This window comes from Streptomyces lunalinharesii, from assembly GCF_039532155.1.
Taxonomy (GTDB): domain Bacteria; phylum Actinomycetota; class Actinomycetes; order Streptomycetales; family Streptomycetaceae; genus Streptomyces; species Streptomyces lunalinharesii.
Genome location: NZ_BAAARK010000002.1, coordinates 438,944 through 457,996, shown reverse-complemented (window position 1 = coordinate 457,996; position 19,053 = coordinate 438,944). Strand labels below are relative to the sequence as shown.

18 protein-coding genes are annotated in these 19,053 nt (G+C 75.0%); 6 read left to right on the top strand and 12 right to left on the bottom strand.

The features are described 5' to 3' along the window. Positions 1-25: 25 nt before the first annotated feature. From ABD385_RS06035 to ABD385_RS06000, 8 genes are all read right to left on the bottom strand, one after another. On the bottom strand, positions 26-538 hold the full coding sequence (locus ABD385_RS06035; RefSeq protein ID WP_344573905.1) for a GNAT family N-acetyltransferase: 513 nt from the start codon (positions 536-538) through the stop codon (positions 26-28). A gap of 55 nt (positions 539-593) precedes the next feature. Continuing rightward, the gene (locus tag ABD385_RS06030) at positions 594-1,289 is read right to left on the bottom strand and encodes a TetR/AcrR family transcriptional regulator (protein WP_344573904.1); all 696 of its coding nucleotides are present in this window, start codon (positions 1,287-1,289) and stop codon (positions 594-596) included. Positions 1,290-1,396: 107 nt separating this feature from the next. Then, positions 1,397-2,647 (bottom strand): PDR/VanB family oxidoreductase, encoded by a 1,251-nt coding sequence (locus tag ABD385_RS06025; RefSeq protein ID WP_344573903.1) that lies wholly within the window; start codon positions 2,645-2,647, stop codon positions 1,397-1,399. A gap of 1 nt (position 2,648) precedes the next feature. Beyond that, complete coding sequence (locus ABD385_RS06020) at positions 2,649-3,587, bottom strand: metal-dependent hydrolase (RefSeq protein WP_344573902.1); 939 nt, start codon at positions 3,585-3,587, stop codon at positions 2,649-2,651. A 107-nt stretch (positions 3,588-3,694) separates the two neighbouring features. After that, on the bottom strand, positions 3,695-5,695 hold the full coding sequence (locus tag ABD385_RS06015; RefSeq protein ID WP_344573901.1) for a hypothetical protein: 2,001 nt from the start codon (positions 5,693-5,695) through the stop codon (positions 3,695-3,697). Between the two features lie 92 nt (positions 5,696-5,787). After that, positions 5,788-6,033 carry a DUF397 domain-containing protein gene (locus tag ABD385_RS06010; protein ID WP_275464967.1) on the bottom strand — a complete coding sequence of 82 codons (246 nt, stop codon included), beginning with the start codon at positions 6,031-6,033 and terminating at the stop codon, positions 5,788-5,790. A gap of 204 nt (positions 6,034-6,237) precedes the next feature. Continuing rightward, positions 6,238-6,885, bottom strand: a complete 648-nt coding sequence (locus ABD385_RS06005) for a response regulator transcription factor (protein ID WP_344573900.1) — start codon at positions 6,883-6,885, stop codon at positions 6,238-6,240. Continuing rightward, complete coding sequence (locus ABD385_RS06000; RefSeq protein WP_344573899.1) at positions 6,876-8,147, bottom strand: sensor histidine kinase; 1,272 nt, start codon at positions 8,145-8,147, stop codon at positions 6,876-6,878. Before ABD385_RS06000 ends, ABD385_RS06005 begins: the two co-directional genes overlap by 10 nt. A gap of 129 nt (positions 8,148-8,276) precedes the next feature. On the opposite strand from ABD385_RS06000, the gene ABD385_RS05995 reads away from it, so the two are divergent. Both ABD385_RS05995 and ABD385_RS05990 read left to right on the top strand, forming a co-directional pair. Beyond that, entirely contained in the window at positions 8,277-9,110 is an 834-nt protein-coding gene (locus ABD385_RS05995) for a GNAT family N-acetyltransferase (protein WP_344573898.1), read from the top strand. Next, positions 9,107-9,985, top strand: coding sequence for a lysophospholipid acyltransferase family protein (locus tag ABD385_RS05990; protein WP_344573897.1), 879 nt, complete (start codon positions 9,107-9,109; stop codon positions 9,983-9,985). Before ABD385_RS05995 ends, ABD385_RS05990 begins: the two co-directional genes overlap by 4 nt. Here the strand turns inward: ABD385_RS05990 and ABD385_RS05985 are convergent. From ABD385_RS05985 to glnII, 4 genes are all read right to left on the bottom strand, one after another. Next, positions 9,961-10,575, bottom strand: coding sequence for a winged helix-turn-helix domain-containing protein (locus ABD385_RS05985; RefSeq protein ID WP_344573894.1), 615 nt, complete (start codon positions 10,573-10,575; stop codon positions 9,961-9,963). The two genes, ABD385_RS05990 and ABD385_RS05985, sit on opposite strands and share 25 nt — an antisense overlap. Before the next feature lie 246 nt (positions 10,576-10,821). Further along, the gene (locus ABD385_RS05980; RefSeq protein ID WP_344573893.1) at positions 10,822-11,661 is read right to left on the bottom strand and encodes a rhomboid-like protein; all 840 of its coding nucleotides are present in this window, start codon (positions 11,659-11,661) and stop codon (positions 10,822-10,824) included. Positions 11,662-11,687: 26 nt separating this feature from the next. Continuing rightward, complete coding sequence (locus ABD385_RS05975) at positions 11,688-12,593, bottom strand: DUF6891 domain-containing protein (RefSeq protein ID WP_344573892.1); 906 nt, start codon at positions 12,591-12,593, stop codon at positions 11,688-11,690. Positions 12,594-12,730: 137 nt separating this feature from the next. After that, positions 12,731-13,753, bottom strand: coding sequence for a glutamine synthetase (glnII, locus tag ABD385_RS05970; protein ID WP_344573891.1), 1,023 nt, complete (start codon positions 13,751-13,753; stop codon positions 12,731-12,733). A 455-nt stretch (positions 13,754-14,208) separates the two neighbouring features. Between glnII and ABD385_RS05965 the strand changes: the two genes are divergently transcribed. From ABD385_RS05965 to ABD385_RS05950, 4 genes are all read left to right on the top strand, one after another. Beyond that, the gene (locus ABD385_RS05965) at positions 14,209-15,804 is read left to right on the top strand and encodes an AMP-binding protein (RefSeq protein ID WP_344573890.1); all 1,596 of its coding nucleotides are present in this window, start codon (positions 14,209-14,211) and stop codon (positions 15,802-15,804) included. A gap of 139 nt (positions 15,805-15,943) precedes the next feature. Then, on the top strand, positions 15,944-16,216 hold the full coding sequence (locus ABD385_RS05960) for a hypothetical protein (RefSeq protein ID WP_344573889.1): 273 nt from the start codon (positions 15,944-15,946) through the stop codon (positions 16,214-16,216). 916 nt (positions 16,217-17,132) lie between these two features. Continuing rightward, positions 17,133-17,327: a plasmid mobilization relaxosome protein MobC gene (gene mobC / locus ABD385_RS05955; RefSeq protein WP_425585350.1), complete on the top strand. Its 195-nt coding sequence runs from the start codon at positions 17,133-17,135 to the stop codon at positions 17,325-17,327. Continuing rightward, positions 17,317-18,993: a relaxase/mobilization nuclease domain-containing protein gene (locus ABD385_RS05950; RefSeq protein WP_344573888.1), complete on the top strand. Its 1,677-nt coding sequence runs from the start codon at positions 17,317-17,319 to the stop codon at positions 18,991-18,993. The genes mobC and ABD385_RS05950 overlap by 11 nt, the downstream gene beginning before the upstream one ends. The last annotated feature ends 60 nt before the right edge of the window (positions 18,994-19,053 follow it).

Below are 19,053 nucleotides of genomic sequence, written 5' to 3'. Positions count from 1 at the left end.
TTCTCCCCAGGGCGTCGGAAACGCCCTAGCCCACCCGCTTCTCCAGCAACGTCACGCCGTACCGGCTGCCCCCGGCCCCCTCCTTGAACGGCTGCTCGCCCACGACCGCGTAGCCCGCCCCCTCGTAGTACGCCCGCAGCCGCGGATTGCTCGTCATGCAGTCCAGACGGGACCAGGCCCGCCCCGACTCGGCGATCCGCCGCTCGGCCCGGGCCAGCATCGCCCGCCCGGTCCCGGCCGGCGCGCACGAGCGGTCCACCATCAGCCGGTGCACGTACCCCGCCACCGGCGGCTGCGGACCCCACGCCGGCCCGTCCGCCCACCACAGTTCGAACCCGCCGACCACCCGCCCGGCGCCCTCCGCAAGCCAGACCTCGCCGGCCGCTATCCGCCGCCGGAAGTGCTCCTCGTCCTTGCCCCCGGGCTTCCACTGGTCGACGCCGTGCGCCACCATCCAACGGGCCGCCGCGTCGTGCAGGCCGACCAGAACGGCCGGGTCGTCCGCCGCCCCGGCCAACCGATACGTGATCTCGTCCATGGCCGGATTCTGCCGCAGCTGCGCGCCGCCGGTCGGGCCCGGACCGCCCGCGGTGTCACGCCGGCTGCGGGAGCTCCAACAACCGCCCCACCAGGTCCGCGAACATCCCGTCCGCGGGCTCGTCCGCCAGCATCCGGCGCACCACCTGCGCCATCCGCTCGTCGTACGCGGCACTGACCGCCGCCAGGGCCGCGAAGTCGTGCACCAGCTGCCGTTCCAACTCGGCGCGCGGCAGCCGCTGCCCGTCCAGCCACAGCAGCGCCGTGGTCTCGGCGAGCGAGATCCACGACCGGACCACCAACTCCAGCCGCGGCGGCGGGTCCTGGACGTCCAGGTGCGCGACGATCTGCGTGAAGGCGGCCTGTCGCACGCCGTCGATCAGCGCGCTGGTACGCGCCCCGCCGATCGCCGGCCCGCCGCGCATCAACGCCGAGAAACCGGGCCCGTGCTCGTCCACGAAGTCGAAGAACCGCTGCATCACGCGCAACAGCCGGGTGCCGAGCGGGCCTTCGTGCGGCTCCACGAACCGGGCCGTCAGCTCGTCGGCGGCGCGCCGCAGCGCCGCCTCGTAGAGCTGCTGCTTTCCCGGGAAGTAGTGGTACACCAGCGGTCGCGATATGCCGGCCGCCTCGGCGATCTCGTCGATCGAGACGTCGTCGGGGGAGCGGTGGCTGAACAGGCCGAGCGCGACGGCGATCAGCTGCTCCCGTCGCTCCTCGACCCCCATCCTGCGGCGTGCCCCGGTGGTCATGCGTCCACCCTAACGACCGGCCGCGCGGCCGCACCAGCGCGCGGACCGCCCTCCTCGCCCCGGTGCCGCACGCCCCGCGCCCCGCCCACCGCGGCGCGGGACCGGCCTCAGAGGTCCAGCACCAGGGGGGACCCCCGCCGCGCCCGGGACACGCAGATCAGCAGCGAGTCGTCGCGTTCCGCATCCGTCAGCAACGCGTCGCGGTGGTCCACCTCGCCGGCCAGCACCCGCTGCTGGCAGGTGCCGCAGAAGCCCTCCTCACAGGAGTACGCCAGGTCCGGCAGGGCCTGCTCGCGGATCGCGCGCAGCACGCTGGTGCCGGCCGGGACGGTGACCGTGCGGCCGGTCCGCCGCAACTCCACCTCGAACGCCTCGTCGTCCGCCGCCCCGTTCGCGCCGCCCGCCGCGCCCGCGGCCGGGGCGAACCGCTCCGTGTGCAGGGTCGGCCCCGCCGGCCCGGCCGGCAGCAGGTCGGCCACGGCGTCCATCAGCGGCTCGGGACCGCAGCAGTAGACGGCGGTGTGCGGCGGCGCGTCGGCGAGCGCCGCGGCCAGATCGGGCCGCCCGTCCACGTCCTCCGCGACCACGGTCAGCCGCGCGCCGCCGGCACCCGCGGCGCCGGCCCCGCCCCCGGCCAGCTTCTCCACCTCCGCCAGGAACGGCATCGACGCCCGCGAACGCCCCGCGTACAGCAGCCGCCACGGCACCCCCGCCGCCTCGGCCCGCCGCACCATCGGCAGGATCGGCGTGATGCCGATGCCGCCCGCGACGAACAGGTAGGCGGGGCGGTCCTCCAGGGGGAAGCGGTTGCGGGGGCCGCGCACCTCGACGGTCGTGCCCGCCCGGAGCGCCTCGTGCACCTCCCGCGAACCACCCCGACCGTCCCCGATCAGCCGGACCGCCAGGGTGTACGAGCCGCCGTCCGCCCGTACCGCGTCGGCCGGTTCGCCGCACAACGAGTACTGCCGCACGGCCCCCGAGGGCAGCACGAGGTCCAGGTGAGCACCCGGTTCCCAGGCGGGCAGCCGCTCGCCCTCCAGGCGCAGCGCCACCACCCCGTCGGCCACCTCGGTCCGCTCGGCCACCCGCAGCCGCAGCGCGCCCGGGCGCCCGGGGGCCGGCGGCGTCGGGTCCCGGTCCCGGCCGCCCGCCCGGGCCGCGTCCCGCCCCCGTCCGGAGATCGGCTGCTCCAACGCGGGCAACGGCCACAGCGGCGACCGCCGGATCCGTCGCCGCAGCGCCCGTTGGACCACCAGGGCGGTACCGGCCACCGTCAGGACGGTACGGAGCCGCGGCAGACCGGGACGGAGCGGGCCGCCCCGGCCGGCGGACGACGGGACGCGGACGGACGCGGGCATCTCAGGCTCCTCCGGTGGCGGTGGCGGTGGCGGTGGCGGTGGCGGTGGCGGTGGCGGCGGTCGCGGCGGGCGAATGGTCGAGGTAGGCGAGCGCCTGCTCGGTGCTGCCGTGCTGCGACGGGTGGTAGGTCCGGCTCAAGTACTGCGGGATGGAGCGCGCGATCGCCCCGGTGGTGGGCAGCACGCCCTGCCGCCCGCCCCGTACGAAGTCCCGCACGACGGCCTTCCCGCCCACCAGCGTCGGGTCGTTCTCCATGAAGAACCGGGTGCCGCGCTGCCACAGGAACACCAGCGCGGAGAAGGCGGTCGCCCAGGTGCGCACCCGCCGCCGGTAGCCGCCGTCCAGATGGACGAAGAGGTCGAACGCCACCGAGCGGTGCTCGACCTCCTCCGCCCCGTGCCAGCGCAACAGGTCGAGCATGGTCGGGTCGGCCCCCTTGGCGTCCAGGGCCCCGGCGTTGAGCACCCAGTGGCCCAGGAAGGCCGTGTAGTGCTCGATGGCGGCGATCATCGCCACCCGTTCCCTCAGCCACCACTCGCTGGCCCGCCCCGGCGGCAGCGTCCGGTCGCCGAGCAGCTTCTCGAAGAGCCAGTCGACCTGCGCGGTGTACGGGGTCGGGTCCAGCCCCTGTTCCTTCAGGTGCGGCAGGACGTCGTCGTGCGCCTGCGCGTGCATGGCCTCCTGGCCGATGAACCCGATGACGTCCGCCCGCAGTTCGGGGTCGCGTATCAGGGGCAGCGCCTGCTTGTAGACGTGCACGAACCAGCGTTCGCCGGCCGGCAGCAGCAGGTGCAGGACGTTGATCGTGTGGGTGCTGGCCGGATCGCCGGGGATCCAGTGCAAGGGGGTGTCCGCCCAGTCGAAGGCCACGTTGCGGGCCTTCAGCGGGGTGTGCTCGGACGCGACCGGCTGGGGCCGCAACGAGGCCGTATTAGACATGGCGTCAATGTACTGGCGGGTAAGGAATGCCGGTACCCCCCGGACGCCGAAAGCCGGGAAACGGGGGCGGCCGGGCGGGCGCCGGCCGCGACCGGCGCCCCGCGGGCTCAGCGCAGCGCGCGCACCTTCTTGCCGTCGGCGAGTTCGCCCACCAGATCGGCGTGCGCACCCGCCGCGGCGGGCACCGCCAGCAGCCGGCCCGACGCCCGGCCCTGCACCCCGCCGCTGGCGACGACCGACCTGACCTGTTCGCTGCCCGCCGCCAGCAGCCACCACCGGCCGCCGGAGCTCTTCCACAGCACGCCCGACAGCACCCGGGGCGCCCGCGGACCGCAGGCCGTACCGCCGTCCGCCCGCGCCGTCACTGCGCCCGCCGGGTACGGCGGCCCGCTCGGCGGCGTGGCCTGGAACTGCGCCATCGTCCGACTGCCCGCCCCGCGCCAGGTCTCCGCCCGGGTGCACAGCCAGGCCGCGACGCCGGCACCCCCGGGCAGCGGCTGCTGGGCGAACCGCCAGGTGTTCACCGACCGCACGCCCTGCGAACGGACCGCCGGCAGCTGGCAGGCGGTCCGCGCCCAGGCCGTCCGGCCCTCCGGCCCGACCACCGCGTCCGGCGCGTCCGGCGGGCCGTAGGTCAGGCGCGCGGGCGACAACTCCCCGAGGTCGGTGACCAGTTCGCCGTCGGACCGCCCGCCCGGCACCCCGCCGGGCTGCCCGTCCAACCGGCCGCCGACCCGCAGGGCGGGCCATCCGGCGCAGTTCCCGTCGGTGCGCGGCGCCGGCACCGGTGCGGTCAGGCCGTCCGCCGCGACGGCGACCGGCTGGCCCGCCGCGTCCGGCTTCAGCAGGTCCACCAGCCGCACCGACGTGACCCAAGGGGCCGTCAGATAACGGACGTTGCCCTCCGTGCGGCCCACCACCAACGCGCTCGCCGCGTCCGCCGTCGCGCCGTCCGCCCGGGCGAAGTCCAGGCTCGCCCCCGAGCCGTCGCCCCGCCCCTGGCCGTCGACCCGCTCCGCGTACCGCACCACCCGCAGCCCGTCGTGGAGGAGCACCACCACGGCGTGGTCCACCACGCCCGCGAAGAGCAGTTGGGGCGGCCCGGCGGCGGGACCGGTGGGCGTGCCGGGGGTCGCGGTGACCGGCACGCCGTTGCCGGGCCGGGCCCACACCGCCAACGCCCGCCGCAGCAGCGCCTTGTCGCCGAGCCGGTCGCCGCGGGCCGGCCAGGACGTGAAGTCCGGCTGGGGCGCGCTCTTCCAGGCGGACGCCGAGGACACCGTCAGCCGGCCGGGGTCCAGCGCCGCCTCGGCCGCGGCGTTGCGGGCGTACGAGGGGGCCGCGGCGCCGTCCGCACCCCAGCCTCCGCCCGGCAGGCCCAGCAGCGCCCCGCAGACCAGCACCGCCGCGCCGGCCGCCAGCGCCGCCCGGCCGTGCTGACGGCGCCGGATCAGGTCCGTCGGGCGGGCCTGGAGGGCGCACGGGTCGAACTCCACCGACTCCAGCAGCGCCCGGTCCCGGCTCCCGGCCGGCAGGGCCGCCCCGTCCGCACCGGCCAGTGCCGCGGGGACGTCGGCGACCCCCGCGGCCTCCAGCACCCGCCGGGTCTCCTGGACCGACAGCCGCTCCAGGTCGCGTAGTACGAACGCGGCCCTGGCCGGCCCGGAGAGCGCCGACAGGGCCTGGTCCAGGGCGAGTTCGTCGGCACCGCCGGAGCGTGGGAACAACCGCAGGCCCCAGACCTGGGGGAGCGGCGCCGGCGGCTGCCACCGGCGCCGCCCGGCGGCCAGCGCTGCCCGCAGCACCCGCAGCCGCATCAGGGCGTAACCGGGGTCGACGGCCTCGTCCGCGCCGCGCTGTGCGGGCAGCGCGATCCCGGGGCCGGCCCGCCGGGGCAGGGCCCGCTGCACCACGGCGTGGGCGGCCAGCACCCGCCGCCCGCGGCTGGGCCCCGGCGGCAGCACCACGTAGGCCAGCCGGGCCAGCCGGGGGTAGTGCTCGACCAGGGCCGCCTCGGCCTGCTCGACGTCGATGGGGTCACCCCCGTCGGCAGGTCCGACGGGGGAGGTGCGGTCCGGGCGCGGGGTTGCCGCCTGCTGGTGTTCCACGTTCGGTGGAACGAGTGAATCCTGTGATGGTCACCGACCGGCCGGGCCGACCCGAACGGGTGACCGCACCCCGGGCGGACCCGTCGCCGGGGTCAGGCCGACTGGTGCCGGTCCAGGTCGAACTCGCCGTCCCGGGCGCCCAGGACGAACGCCCGCCACTCCGCCTCGGTGTAGCGCAGCACGACGTCGGGGTCGGTGGAGTTGCGCATCGCCACCGCGCCGCGCTCCAGGAAGGCGATCTCCACCGCCTCCGCGTCGGGGTCGCCGGGCGGGCGCTGCCAGACGGCGTCGGAGATGTCGAGGCCGTAGAGCCATTCCTTGTCGGCTGCGGTGCCCATGTCTGATCCCCTTACTCGCGGTGAGCCGTGCCGGTCAGCGTACGCGGCGCCCGGGGTGCCTTCCAGCGGCGTCGGGACGACCGTCCGCCCCGCCGGACAAGGGAGTTGGCGGCACCCGGCGACCGGCGGGGCGCCGGTGTGCCCCGGCGATTGGCCGAAAGCCGCCGCACGGACGCGCGGCGCCGAGCCGCCGCCCGCGCGCGTTCAACCCCGGTCCAAGTAGGCCAGCACCGCCAGCACCCGGCGGTTGTCGTCGTCCGACGGCGGCAGCGCCAGCTTCCCGAAGATGTTGGAGGTGTGCTTGGCGACCGCCCGCTCCGTGATCACCAGCCGGGCCGCGATGGCCGCGTTGGACCGGCCCTGCGCCACCAGCTCCATCACCTCGACCTCGCGCGGCGTCAGCCTCGCCATCGGCCGGTCCCCGGCCCGCCGCGACAACAGCTGGGCGATGACCTGCGGGTCCATCGCGGTCCCCCCGGACGCCACCCGGCGCACCGCCTCCACGAACTGCTCCGCGTCGAAGACCCGGTCCTTGAGCAGGTACCCCACCCCACCACTGCCGTCGGCCAGCAACTCCCGCGCGTACAACTGCTCCACGTGCTGCGACAGCACCAGCACCGGCAGCCCCGGCCGGGCCGCGCGGGCCGCCAGCGCGCACTGCAACCCCTCGTCGGTGAACGACGGCGGCAGCCGGACGTCCACCACCGCCACGTCCGGCTCCAGCTCGGCCAGCGCCCGGCTCAGCTCCGGCCCCGACGCCACCGCCGCCACGACCTCGAAGTCGAACGCCTGCAACATCCGGACCAGACCGTCCCGCAGGAGGAAGAGGTCTTCGGCGAGGACTACGCGCACGGGATCTCCATCGTCACCGTCGTCGGGCCGCCGACCGGGGAGTCGACGGCGAGCACGCCGTCGAAGGTACCGAGCCGGCGCGCCACCCCGCGCAGCCCCGAACCCTCCGCGCCCCCACCGGCCCCGGCGGGACGCACCGCGGCGCCGCCCCGCCCGTCGTCGCACACCGTGACCAGCAGCCGGCCCTCCACATGCCGGACGTCCACCGCGATCCGGTCGGCGCCGGAGTGCTTCGCCGCGTTCGTCAGCAGCTCGCTGACCGCGAAGTACGCGGCCGACTCCACCGACGCCGGCAACCGCCGCGGCAGCTGAACCGTCACCTCTACCGGGACCGCCGTCCGCAGGGCCAGCGCCCGCACCGCGTCCCCCAGGCCCCGCTCGGCCAGCACCGGCGGGTGGATCCCGCGCACCAGGTCACGGAGTTCGGCCAGCGCCTCCGCGGACGACTCCCGGGCCCGGCCCACCAGCTCCTTGGCGCGTGCCGGGTCCTTCTCGATCAGCGCCGCGACGACGCCCAGTTCCATCCCCATCGCCACCAGCCGGGCCTGCGCCCCGTCGTGCAGATCGCGCTCGATCCGGCGCAGTTCGGCCGCCGAGGCGTCCACCGCGTCGGCCCGGGTCTCGGTCAGCCGCGCCACCCGGTCCGCCAACACCGCCTGCGGCGGGGCCAGGAACGCCGCCGCCAGGCGGAAGTGCGCCCGCAACAGCGCCGGGTTGCCGCGCCACGCCAGCCACAGCAACCCCGCGCCCAGCACCGGCGCCGCCAGCAGCAGCAACGGGTGGTCGACGGTCAGCGACCCGACCCCGAGCAGCTCGCCGCCCGCCCCGGTCAGCCCCTGCACCACCGGCAGCAGCACGAACCCGGCGCCGTAGACCAGCAGCGTCGCCGGCAGCAGCACCAGCGCCAGCCCCACCGACAAATCGACCACCAGCCACAGCAGCTCCCGCCAGGTCGCCGGGTCCCGCAACATCACCGCACAGCGCTGCCACCGGCCCGCGGGGCCGCGCCGCAGCACCGGCGGGAACGGGCGGTACCCGGCCGGGATCCGCACCCCGCTCAGCTCGTGCGCCCACACCCGCCGCAGATCGGCGTGGCGGCGGGCCCACGTCAGCACCACCGGCGTGGTCAGCACCCCCACGCCGACGACCAGGAGCGCCAACGACAGCAGGACCAGCACCAGGAGGACGACCGATCCGGCCTCCACGGCCACCGCCAGCGCCAGCCCCCGCGCCGCGGCGACCAGTGTTCTGCGGACCCTCATCCGTACGCTCCCTGGGCTTCACGCGACCGGACCTCGGGCGCGGGGACAGTCTGCCGCGTAGGAGAACGCCAGGTCATTGGGTTGCGCACCCCATGGGGGGTGTACCCAGCACCACCTACGGAGGCTCCGATGAGCACGGCACCCACGACGACCCGCGGATCGGGCACCCCGGACACCCCCGCCCCCGGCGCGAGCACCGGCCCCACCGGAGCGACGGCCGCCGCCCGGCCCGGCGCCCCGGCCGCCGCCCCCGACTACACCGCACTGATCGCCGACACCCCCGACCTGGTCCGGGCCGCCCAGCGGCTGCGCCACCAGGTCTTCGGCGACGAACTCGGCGCCACCCTCGACACCCCGCTCCCCGGCCACGACGTCGACCCGGTCGACGACCTCGCCGACCACCTCGTCGTCGTCCACACCGCAACCGGCGCGGTCGTCGGAACCTACCGCCTGCTGCCCCCGGGCCGCAGTCAACGCCTCTACTCCGACGGCGAGTTCGACCTCACCGCCCTCGACGCGGTGCGCCCCGCCCTCATCGAGGCCGGCCGTTCCTGCGTCCACCCCGACCACCGCAACGGCGCCGTCATCAACCAGATGTGGGCCGCCCTGGCCCGCTACACCCTGCTCTCCGGCCACCGCTACCTCGCCGGCTGCGCCTCCGTGCCGCTCGCCGACGGCGGCACCGCCGCCACCCACGCCTGGGCCCTGGCCCGCACCCGCCACGCCGCGCCGGCCGCCTTCCTGGTCGCCCCCCGCCGCCCCTGGCACCCCACCGGCCCGCTGCCCGAGCGCCCCGTCCTCGCCCAACTGCCCCCGTTGCTGCGTGGCTACCTCCGCATCGGCGCCTGGATCTGCGGCGCGCCCGCCCACGACCCGGACTTCGGGGTCGCCGACTTCTTCACCGTCCTGGACATCGAGCGGCTCGGCGAGCGCTACCGCCGCTTCTTCCTGGGGGAGCGGTGAACGGCCCCTGGGACGTCCGCGCGGTGTGCACCCCGCACTGTGCCGCGCACGCCACCGTGCCCGTCCCCCTCCCGACGGCCGCCCGCCGCACCGCCGCGTTCACCGGCGCGGTCGCCCGCGCACTGGCGGCCGGCCCGCACCTGGCCGACCCGGTACGGCTCCGGACGCACGCCCGGGCCCTGCTGACGGCGCTGGGAGTCGGGCTGGAGGTCCGCGGGGCGGCCCCGGCCGGGCCGCTGACGGTGCCCGGCCCCGGGGCGGGGGAGCGCACCCCGGGCACCCTGATCGTCCTCAACCACATCTCGTGGCTGGACATCGTCGCCCTGCTCGCCGTCGAGCCCGCCGTCCTGCTCGCCAAGCGCGAGGTCGGCGGCTGGCCGCTGGTCGGCGGCCTGGCCCGGCGCGCCGGCACCCACTTCATCGACCGCACCCACCCCCGCCGACTCCCGCGCACCGTGGCGGAACTGGCCGCGCTCCTGGCCGCCGGCCGCTCGGTCGCGGTCTTCCCCCAGGCCACCACCTGGTGCACCGCGGAGCAGGGCGGCTTCCGCCGGGCCACCTTCCAGGCCGCGCTGGACGCCGGCGCCCCCGTCCGACCGGTCACCGTCGACTACGTCCAGCAGGGGCGCCCCACCACGGTGGCCGCCTTCTGCGGCACCGACACCTTCGCCGCGTCGCTGCGCCGGGTGGTCGCCGCCCGCGGACTGACCGTGCGGGCCACCGTCCATCCGGCGCTGCCGACCGCCGGGCGCGGCCTGGACCGGCGCGCCCTGGCGGCCGCCGCCGAGCGGGTGGTGCTCGGCGGCGGCCGGGCGGCGCCGCGCGGCGGCCGGGTGCCCGACCGGGCCGGTCAGGCGCTCGGCACGTACTTGTAGCCGACCCGGCGGACGGTGACGATCGACCCGCGGAGTTCGGCGCCCAACTTCCGCCGCAGCCGGGCGACGTGGACGTCGACCGTGCGGCCGTCGCCGACGTGCCCGTAGCCCCACACGGTGGTCACCAACTGGTCGCGGGTGTGCACCCGGTGCGGATGCGCGACCAGATGGGCGAGCAGTTCGAACTCCAGGTACGTCAGGTCCAACTGCCGGCCCTGGACGTGCACGGTGCGCTGTTCGGGATCGATCCGCACCGTCGCGTCGCCGGTCCGGGCCGCCGGGGCGGGCCCGACGGGCGGCTGCGGCGGGGTGGGGGCCTGCTCGGCCGGCACCAGGACGAGGTAGCCGACCATCGGCGGCTGCCCGGGCAGGGCGGGCAGGCTGTGCTGCGGCGCCGGCAGCCAGGTCGCCCCGGAGTTCAGCAGTTCGGCGACCTGTTGGGCGCTGTGCCGGGTGGCGCCGGAGCCCGGGGCGGCGGGCGCCGGGACGGCTTCGCCGGGTGCGACGGCGCGCAGTCGGTGGCGGTGGTGGGCGGGATGCGGAACGGCGGCCGTGGGGGAACCGGCAGGCACGGTACGGAGATTGGTCATCGAACGTCAGCTCTTTCGCGCAGGGGACCGTCGGGGGACGTCATGCGCGCGGGCAGGGCTGGCGACACCGGTCAACGGTGTCGAAGAGGAAGGTGCGGGCCCGCGCTCAGTGCGCGCGGCAACACAGACGGTCGAAGGCGTGCGCCTGTCGGGACGGCCAGAACGGCTCAAGGTCGCTGCGACCTGTCGCGGTATCTGTGAGGCTGGCCATGGCCCTATTGAACCAGACGGTCACTGATCTGTCTTTCACACCACTCCCCGTGGTGACGCGATCCCGCCGCGCGCCGCCCCCGCTCCCCGGCGGACCGCCGCGGGGCCGGTCCCGACTGCCCCTGACCGCCCCGGAGTTGCCGTAGCCGCAGGTCGGAAGCGCCCCCACCCGGTGGCCGGAACTCGCCCCCGAAGCGGCGCCCCGACGGCCCCCATGCCCACCCCGAGCACCAACGCCGCCAGGTGTCCGACGTCGGTGAACGTCCGGCCGCGGCGGACCACCGGCACCGCGCCCAACGCCAGCAACCCGCCGGTGGCCGCCGCCCGGGCACCCCGGTGCGGCAGCGACGCGGCCAGCGCGCCGACGGTGGCGTAGAAGCCGTAGCTCGCCCCGACGTCGACGGCGTGCGCGATGCCGCCGTCCCCGCCGTCCCTGCCGTCCCCGTCGAGCGCCCGTGGTGCCGGCCGGGCGCCGCCCCGCCGCGCCCGCAGTCCGGCGTAGACCAGCAGGCTGGCACCTATGTGCCCGGCCGCGAACACCGTCGCCGCGCGGGCCGTGCCCCAGCGCACCTCGGCCGCCCCGAGCGTCGCCAGCAGCGCGGCCCCGTACGCCACCGGCAGCGGCTCCTCCACGAAGGCCGCGCTGGTGGCCAGCGTGCCCCACCGGCCGGCCCGCAGATTGGCCACGTTGGTGGAGTGCGCCCGCAGCAGCGCGGTGCGCCGCGGCGCCGGCAGCCGGGCGGTGGCGAGCGCACCGCACTGCAACGCCCCCACGTACAGCGGCGTCACCCACGGCGTCACCCACGGAGCCGCTCCGCGCAGCGTGCCGCGCCCCGCCGCGCGTCCCCTCGCCGTGCCGTCTTCCCGTGCGCCCATCCGCACGCCCCCTCCTCGTCGTGGCCTCACCTCCCGGACGGCAGCCGCTTGTGCCACCGCAGCGGGGTGACCTCGACGACCTTCGTCGGGTCGCCGTTCCACACCACCGGCAGCCCGGCGTCGGTCAACGCGGCCGTCACCGCCCGCCCGATCGCGGCACTGTCCGCCCCGGAGTCCGGGTACGCGCCGTAACGTATCGACAGGCCGTGCCCGTCCGCCGCGGCGGCGGTGTCCTGGTAGGGGAAGAAGACGAACCCCCGGTCACCCTCGGCCCGTTCACCGGCCAGCTCGCTCAGGGCGCAGCCGCTGCAACACGCGAAGTTCATCAGGGCGGTGAGCCCCTGCGAGGCCAGCGCGCCGAACGCCCGCGCCACCCGGTCCGGGTCGGTCTCCGCGGGCCAGTGCGCCTGCTCGGCGAGGCGCTCCTGCCACCGCCGCGCCACGATCCGCCGCGCCTGCTCCACGGTGACCGGGCTCCCGTCGGGGCCGAAGGCGTCGCACACCCCCTGCGCGACCTCCTCGGCCGTCCAGCAGCCGGTCCGGATGTCGGTGCGGGCCCGCGCCTCGGCCGCCGCCCGGGTCTGCGGGTCCGGACCGGGCGTGGAGTACAGGTCCGCCGGCCGCCAGTCGAGCGCGGTCCGCCAGGACTCCGTGCCGCGCGCCCAGGCGAGGAAGACCCCGGCGACCGCGCCGGCGTCGGCGCCCTCGGCCTCGAAGTGCCGCTCCGGCCCGCCGTCGCGGTGCTCCACGGCGAACGGTCCGTCGCCCTCCCGCCAGGTCTGGAGGAAGACCTGGTCCGCGCCGGGGATCCGCTCGACGACGGCGAAGTGGTCGTCGTCGCCGCCGATCCGCCGTAGCAGCGCGGCCAGTTCGTCCGCGGACGGCCGGGCGAGCGCCGGTCCGGACTCGGTCTGCACGGTGATCGCAAGCATGGTTCCAGCGTGCCACCCCGCACCGACAACCGGCCCCGACCGCCGGTGCCGCCCCGCCGCCGCCCGGCCCGGACGCGCGGACGGGGCCGGACCCGCCGGTCCGGCCCCGTCCGTTCCCGCGCTCCGGCGGGCGGTGGTCACACCTGCGCGCGCCGCTCCAGCTCCGTGCAGCAGGTGTCCACGATCAGTCGCGTCACCACGTACGGGTCCACGTTGGCGTTGGGCCGCCGGTCCTCGATGTAGCCCTTCTTCTCGACCTCGACCTGCCACGGGATGCGCACCGACGCACCGCGGTCGGAGGCCCCGTAGGAGTACGCGTTCCAGGGCGCCGTCTCGTGGGCGCCGGTCAGCCGCTCCTCGATGCCGGTGCCGTACTGGCGGACGTGCTCCAGGGGCTTGTCGCCCTCGCCCAGCGCCTCACAGGCGGTGATGATCGGGTCGTACCCCTCGCGCATCGCGCGGGTGGAGAAGTTGGTGTGCGCGCCCGCGCCGTTCCAGTCCCCCTGGGCCGGCTTGGCGTCCAGGGAGGCGGTGACGCCGTGCTCCTCCGCCGTGCGGTGCAGCAGCCAGCGCGCCACCCACATGTGGTCCGAGACCACCAGCGGCGCCAGCGCGCCCACCTGGAACTCCCACTGGCCCGGCATCACCTCGGCGTTGATGCCGGACAGGCCGAGACCGGCCGCCAGGCAACGGTCCAGGTGCGTCTCGACGATCTCCCGGCCGAAGATCTCGCCGGCGCCGACCCCGCAGTAGTAGCCGCCCTGGGGGGCCGGGAAGCCGCCGCCCTCGGGGAAGCCCAGCGGACGGTCGCCCTTGAGGAAGGTGTACTCCTGCTCGATGCCGAAGATCGGCTCCTGCGCGGCGAAGCGCTCCGCCACCGGGCGCAGCAGGGCCCGGGTGTTGGAGGAGTGCGGCGTGAGGTCGGTGTTGAGCACCTCGCACAGCACCAGCAGGTGCGCGCCGCCGCGGATCGGGTCCGGGCAGCTGAACACCGGGTCGAGCACGAGGTCCGAGGAGTGGCCTTCGGCCTGGTTGGTGCTGGACCCGTCGAAGCCCCAGCGTGGCAGCGAGCCGGCGTCCGCAAGGATCTTGGTCTTGGAGCGGAGCTTGGGGGTCGGCTGGGTGCCGTCGATCCAGATGTACTCGGCCTTGATGCTCACGGGGTCCTCTTAATACGGGTCGGTGCGGGTACGCGTGCGGGCGTACTGGAGCACTCTCGCAACAGGCCGTTTCCCGTCCGTTGCCCGTATGTGAACCGCAGGTTACTCACTCGGACATCCTCTGATTCCGCGACGATTCGCCACAAACCACCTGGGATTCCCGTGCCCGGCGCGAGATCCTGCCGCCCACCGGCGACGTCGCGCCCCCAAGTGCCGCCCCCGGCGCTCCAGTTAGCCGAGACCCCCGGCCCGCGGCACGGCTGCCCTCATGCCCGCCAGTACATGACCACATGGCGCATTTGGTCATGGAACACGCCACCGACCCCGCCTAACGTCACAAGTAACCATTTCCCCACCCCACCTCCCCCCCTCCCACCCCTACATCACCACCCACCGCATCCACCCCACTCACCCCACCCCATCTCATTCCCTCGGTCGCCAAGGAGCCACCCGTCATGACCGCCCACCCCTCCACCACCCCCGCCCCGCCCTTCACCAGCTACGTCGACCTCGTCCTGACCGTCCTGGCCCGCGACCCCGACCGCCCCGTCGTCACCGCGGCCGACGGCCACGAGGTCACCGCCGGCGCCCTGCACACCACCGTCCACCGCATGGCCGCCACCCTCCGCGCCCACGGCGTCGGCCGCGGCCAGACCGTCTCCGTCCTCAGCCGCAACCGTCCCGAAGCGCTCGCCGCCCGCTACGCCGTCAACCTCCTGGGCGCGCGAGTGGTGCTCCTCTACGACGGGATGGCCGCCGAGACCCTGGCCTTAGTGGCCGAGAGCGCCGAGACCGCCGTCCTCCTGGTCGACCCCGACCTGCACGCCACCGCCGCCGCCCTCCTGGACGGACTCACCGGCACGCGCCCCCAGGTCATGACCTTCGGCCCGCCCGCCGACGGTGCCGCCCCGCTCGGCCCTGACCTGCTGGCCGCCTGCGCCGCCCTGCCCGGCACCCCGACGATCACCGGCGCGGCCCGTCCCGAGGACGACTGGTGCATCCGCCACACCGGCGGAACGACCGGCGTCCCCAAGGGCGTTCGGATGACCCACGGCCCGATCGCCGCCCTGCTCACCCACGCCACGTGGCAGGCCGCCGGCGACCCGCCCCGATTCCTGGCCTGCACCTCGCTGGCCCACCTGGCGGGCATCATGGCCGACGCCACCCTCGTGGCCGGCGGCAGCGTCGTCCTCCACCGGAGCTTCGACCCCACCGCGGTCCTGGCCACCGTCGCCCGCGCCCGCATCACCCACCTCTGGGTGCTCCCGCCGCTCCTCTACCGCCTCCTGGACGACCCGACCCTCCCCACCACCGACCTCAGCTCCCTCACCCGCATCACCTACGGGGGCTGCACCGCCTCCGCGCCCCGGATGCGCCAGGCGGCCGAGACGTTCGGCCCGGTCCTCTACGGCATGTACGGCCAGTCCGAGGCGATGTCGATCACCGAGGCCGGCCCCGCCGACCACGCCGACATCCGCACCGATCGCCCGATGACCGTCGGCCGCCCGATGGACGGCGTCACCCTCGCGATCCGTGACCCCGAGGGCCGCGACCTGCCCCCGGGGGAACCGGGCGAGATCCACGTCCACTCCGCCGGCGCGATGCGCGGCTACTGGAAGCGCCCCGACCTCACGGCCCAGGTCCTCAAGGACGGTTGGGTGCGCACCGGCGACGTCGGCTACCTGGACACCGACGGCCGCCTCTACCTCGTCGACCGCGTCAAGGACGTGATCATCGTCGTCGGCGGCCACGTCCACCCCTCCGAACTCGAAGACCTCCTCCACACCCACCCCGCCGTCGCCCACGCCGCCGTCTACGGCGTCCGCACCCCCGACGAGACCGAGGAGGTGCACGTGGCGGTCGTCCCGGCCCCCGGCCACCCCGCCGACGAACTCTCCCCGACCGCCCTCCGCACCTTCGTCACCACCCGCAAGGGCGCCCTCTACGCCCCCACCGCCGTCCACGTCGTCGACGCCATCCCGCTCACCTCCGTCGGCAAGCCCGACAAGAAGCTCCTCCGCACCCGCACGGCCTCCGCCCCCACCCCCTGAAACCGCCGGCGGAACGCCCGTCCCCCCGCCCCTCTCCCGAGCCACCAAATACCTCCTGGCCAGGGGCTTTTGTCAGTGCCCGGCAGTAAAATGGGAACCAGTAAATGAGGGTTCACCGAAGCTCCAGGAGGTCCGCCGGATGGCTGCTGCCACACTCATGACGAAACCCCTCCCGGCCCACCCGCTGCCCAAGAAACCGCTCCCCGCCGGCTGGCCCCGCGAGCGGTACGAATCCCACAACCGCCGCCTGAAGGCCATGCGCCTGGCCATAGCCCTCCTCGACACCGGCACCTACCGCCCCGAGCACGCCACCAACACCAAGATCCGCGCCACCGCCCGCACCATCGGCGTCCACCACCCCTCCGACACCACCTGCCGCCTGGTCCGCACCCTCATCTACGACAACTGCTGACCCCGGCCCCCCCACCACACCTGACCCCCACACCCCGAGGGCCGCCACCCACCACGGGTGACGGCCCTCACCACCACAACCACCAGCCAACCAACCAACCGACTGGGGGCGGTGGGGCCGCTCCTCAAAGGCCGAAGGACTGATGCGCGCAGTCCGCCGCCTGCGAGCGCCGCCACAGAAAAGGCCGTCGGCCGCGACTCCCGACGCGGGAAGAACACGGCCGACGGCCCAGAGCCGGCCCAGTCGAGCAGAAACCCGCCCTGACCGGTGACGCTCTTAGAGGGGGGCTCGCGTGAACGCCCCCTCCGTGAACGCCCCCACCACCGCCGTCCCGAACCCCAGAAACGCCCTTTGGAGCAAGACATGTACGACCCCATCGACGACACCGAGGTCAACCGGCAGGATGGCCACCACACGCCAGGCCGCTCTCGTCGCCGCTGGCATCTGTTCAGCAGGTCCAACCACACAGCAGCAAGCTGGAGCGAACGAGCCTCTAACGAGGCTTCGTCCGCGCTTGCCCCCGCCCCAGGGGTGGCGGAGGAAGAGGGGGCCGGGCGCCAGCGGGCGCCCGAGCCGGGTGAGGGGAAGGCCGAGCTCAACACCGCACCCGCCACCGAATCCAGCGCGCCGCCCACCCAGCCGTCTGCCGACACCGCACCACCCGTCGAGCAACCCTCGTGGCGCTAGCCTGATTCCCCCAAGCTGCCCGCGCGCATGAACCGCAAGCGCACCACCGAAAAGCGCGACCAGGACAAGACCATCCGTTTCACCCCCAACCGCGGTTCGCATCATCGACGAGGAGGCCGCGCGGCGCGATCAGACGTTCGCCGGGTTCGTCGGCGACGCTGCGCTTGCCGCTGCCCTCGGTCACACGGCGCTGACCAGTAGTCCGGAGGACGACCCCGTCCGCCCGCTGGTGGAGGCCGTCGAGTCGCACATCACGGCGCTGAACCGCATCGGCAACAACCTTAACCAGATCACCATGGCCATCAACAGCGGCACGATCCCCGACCAGACCAGGGCTGTACTCGACCGCGTAGGCGAGGCCGTCGAACGCAGCTACCAACTGATGGACCAGCTCGTGGAGGAAGGTGCCGGCCATGGTGCCTGACGTCTCCACCGGCTCCAGCATCCTCGGTCTGATCAACTACCTGTTCGGCAAGGGGCGCCGCGAGGAGCACACCGACCCGCACATCGTGGGCGCCTGGGACATGGCCGGCGCCCCCGACCCTGGCCACGACCCGAACGCCACCTACACCCAGCTCGCCCGCCGCCTCGACCACCACGTCGACCTGCGCACCCGCGACCTTGGCAAGAAGCCACCGCAACACGTGTGGCACTGCCCGGTACGCGCCGCGCCCGGTGACCGCTACCTGACCGACGCCGAGTGGGCCGACGTCGCCCGCCGCGTCGTCGCCGCCACCGGCATCGCACCCGAAGGCGACGAGAAAGCCTGCCGGTGGATCGCCGTGCGACACGCGGAGGACCACATCCACATCCTGGCCACCACCGTCCGCGCCGACGGCCGTCGCCCCCGTACGAACCGCGACGGCTGGCGGGCACAGAAGGAGTGCCGCACGATCGAGGCCGAGTTCGGGCTGCGCCGCCTCAAGTCCGGTGACCTGACCGCGCCCAAGACGCCGACAGGGGCGGAGCGGGCCAAGGCCGAGCGGCAGGGCCAGGAGGTGAGCGCGCGGGAGTGGCTGCGCGAGCAGGCGTATGCGGTCGCAGCAGCCGTCCGCAGCATCGAGGACTACTTCACCGTCCTCACCTCGCTCGGCATCCAGGTCAAGCCCCGCATCGGCCCCGAGACCGGTGAGGTGACCGGCTACAGCCTGGCCGCCCCCGGCGACATCATCTTCTTCGGCGGCTCCACACTCGCCCCTGACCTGTCCTACAACCGCCTGACCGAACGCCTCCCTACCCAGGAGGTGGCCAACCGCCCGCAGCAGGCGGCGGACCCGGCCGACTCGTGGCGCCGCGCCGAAACCGCGCTGCGCACGGCCCGCACGGTTCTCGATGCAGGCGACGACGCCGTGACCCAGGGCCACTTGGATGCATACGGCGACACCCTGCACAACCTGGCCCGCACCACACCCGGCCCACAGCAGCCTGAACTGCAGGCCGCAGCACAGGCATTCAACCGGGCGCGCCGCTCGGCGATACGGGCCGACCACCAGGCCGCCAACGGGCTGCGCCAAGCCGCCAAGGAACTCGCGTACGCCCCCAACATTCCGGGCGGCCTCGCCATCGCCGTGGTCTTCGCCGCCCTGCACATGGCCCGCGCTGCCGCCAAGTGGCACGAGCAACGGGGCCACCAGCAGCAGGCCGCAGCAGCCCAGGAAGCCTTCCGCCACCTGCAAGCCAGCTGCCAGCAGACCGCCGAGCCCGTCCTTGCGGATCTCGCCCGACGCGTCCCACGTCCTCAGACCGTCCAGCGCTTCGAGGCCGCCGTGCGCCAGGCCGTTCCCGAACACGCCGACCGCATCCTCACCGACTCCGCCTGGCCAGCCCTCGCCACGACCCTCGCCCGCGCCGAATCCGCCGGCCACAGCCCTTGCCGCCTCCTGGCCGAAGTCAGCGCCAGGCGAGAACTCGACACCGCCGAGCGCCCCGCTGAGGTCCTCAACTGGCGCATCATCGCCCAGCCGAACAGGCGCGCAGAGGCAGCGCGTCGGCGAAGCAGCGCCGTTGGTGCACCCTCCGTGCCCGGAGCGCCGCACCCCCTGGCCACACCGGTGAACATCAGGCCCGAGGAACGAGGGCGACGCCGATAGCCCCAGGCGTCGTTGGCGCCCCTGATCCAGCCTGGTGCCCTCACCGCTCCTCGCGGCGAG

Bases quoted from the DNA above. Each gene is read 5' to 3' on its own strand.
- ABD385_RS06035 (WP_344573905.1), bottom strand. From the start codon at position 538: ATGGACGAGATCACGTATCGGTTGGCCGGGGCGGCGGACGACCCGGCC.
- ABD385_RS06030 (WP_344573904.1), bottom strand. From the start codon at position 1,289: ATGACCACCGGGGCACGCCGCAGGATGGGGGTCGAGGAGCGACGGGAG.
- ABD385_RS06025 (WP_344573903.1), bottom strand. From the start codon at position 2,647: ATGCCCGCGTCCGTCCGCGTCCCGTCGTCCGCCGGCCGGGGCGGCCCG.
- ABD385_RS06020 (WP_344573902.1), bottom strand. From the start codon at position 3,587: ATGTCTAATACGGCCTCGTTGCGGCCCCAGCCGGTCGCGTCCGAGCAC.
- ABD385_RS06010 (WP_275464967.1), bottom strand. From the start codon at position 6,033: ATGGGCACCGCAGCCGACAAGGAATGGCTCTACGGCCTCGACATCTCC.
- ABD385_RS06000 (WP_344573899.1), bottom strand. From the start codon at position 8,147: ATGAGGGTCCGCAGAACACTGGTCGCCGCGGCGCGGGGGCTGGCGCTG.
- ABD385_RS05995 (WP_344573898.1), top strand. From the start codon at position 8,277: ATGAGCACGGCACCCACGACGACCCGCGGATCGGGCACCCCGGACACC.
- ABD385_RS05985 (WP_344573894.1), bottom strand. From the start codon at position 10,575: ATGACCAATCTCCGTACCGTGCCTGCCGGTTCCCCCACGGCCGCCGTT.
- ABD385_RS05980 (WP_344573893.1), bottom strand. From the start codon at position 11,661: ATGGGCGCACGGGAAGACGGCACGGCGAGGGGACGCGCGGCGGGGCGC.
- ABD385_RS05975 (WP_344573892.1), bottom strand. From the start codon at position 12,593: ATGCTTGCGATCACCGTGCAGACCGAGTCCGGACCGGCGCTCGCCCGG.
- ABD385_RS05965 (WP_344573890.1), top strand. From the start codon at position 14,209: ATGACCGCCCACCCCTCCACCACCCCCGCCCCGCCCTTCACCAGCTAC.
- ABD385_RS05960 (WP_344573889.1), top strand. From the start codon at position 15,944: ATGGCTGCTGCCACACTCATGACGAAACCCCTCCCGGCCCACCCGCTG.
- ABD385_RS05950 (WP_344573888.1), top strand. From the start codon at position 17,317: ATGGTGCCTGACGTCTCCACCGGCTCCAGCATCCTCGGTCTGATCAAC.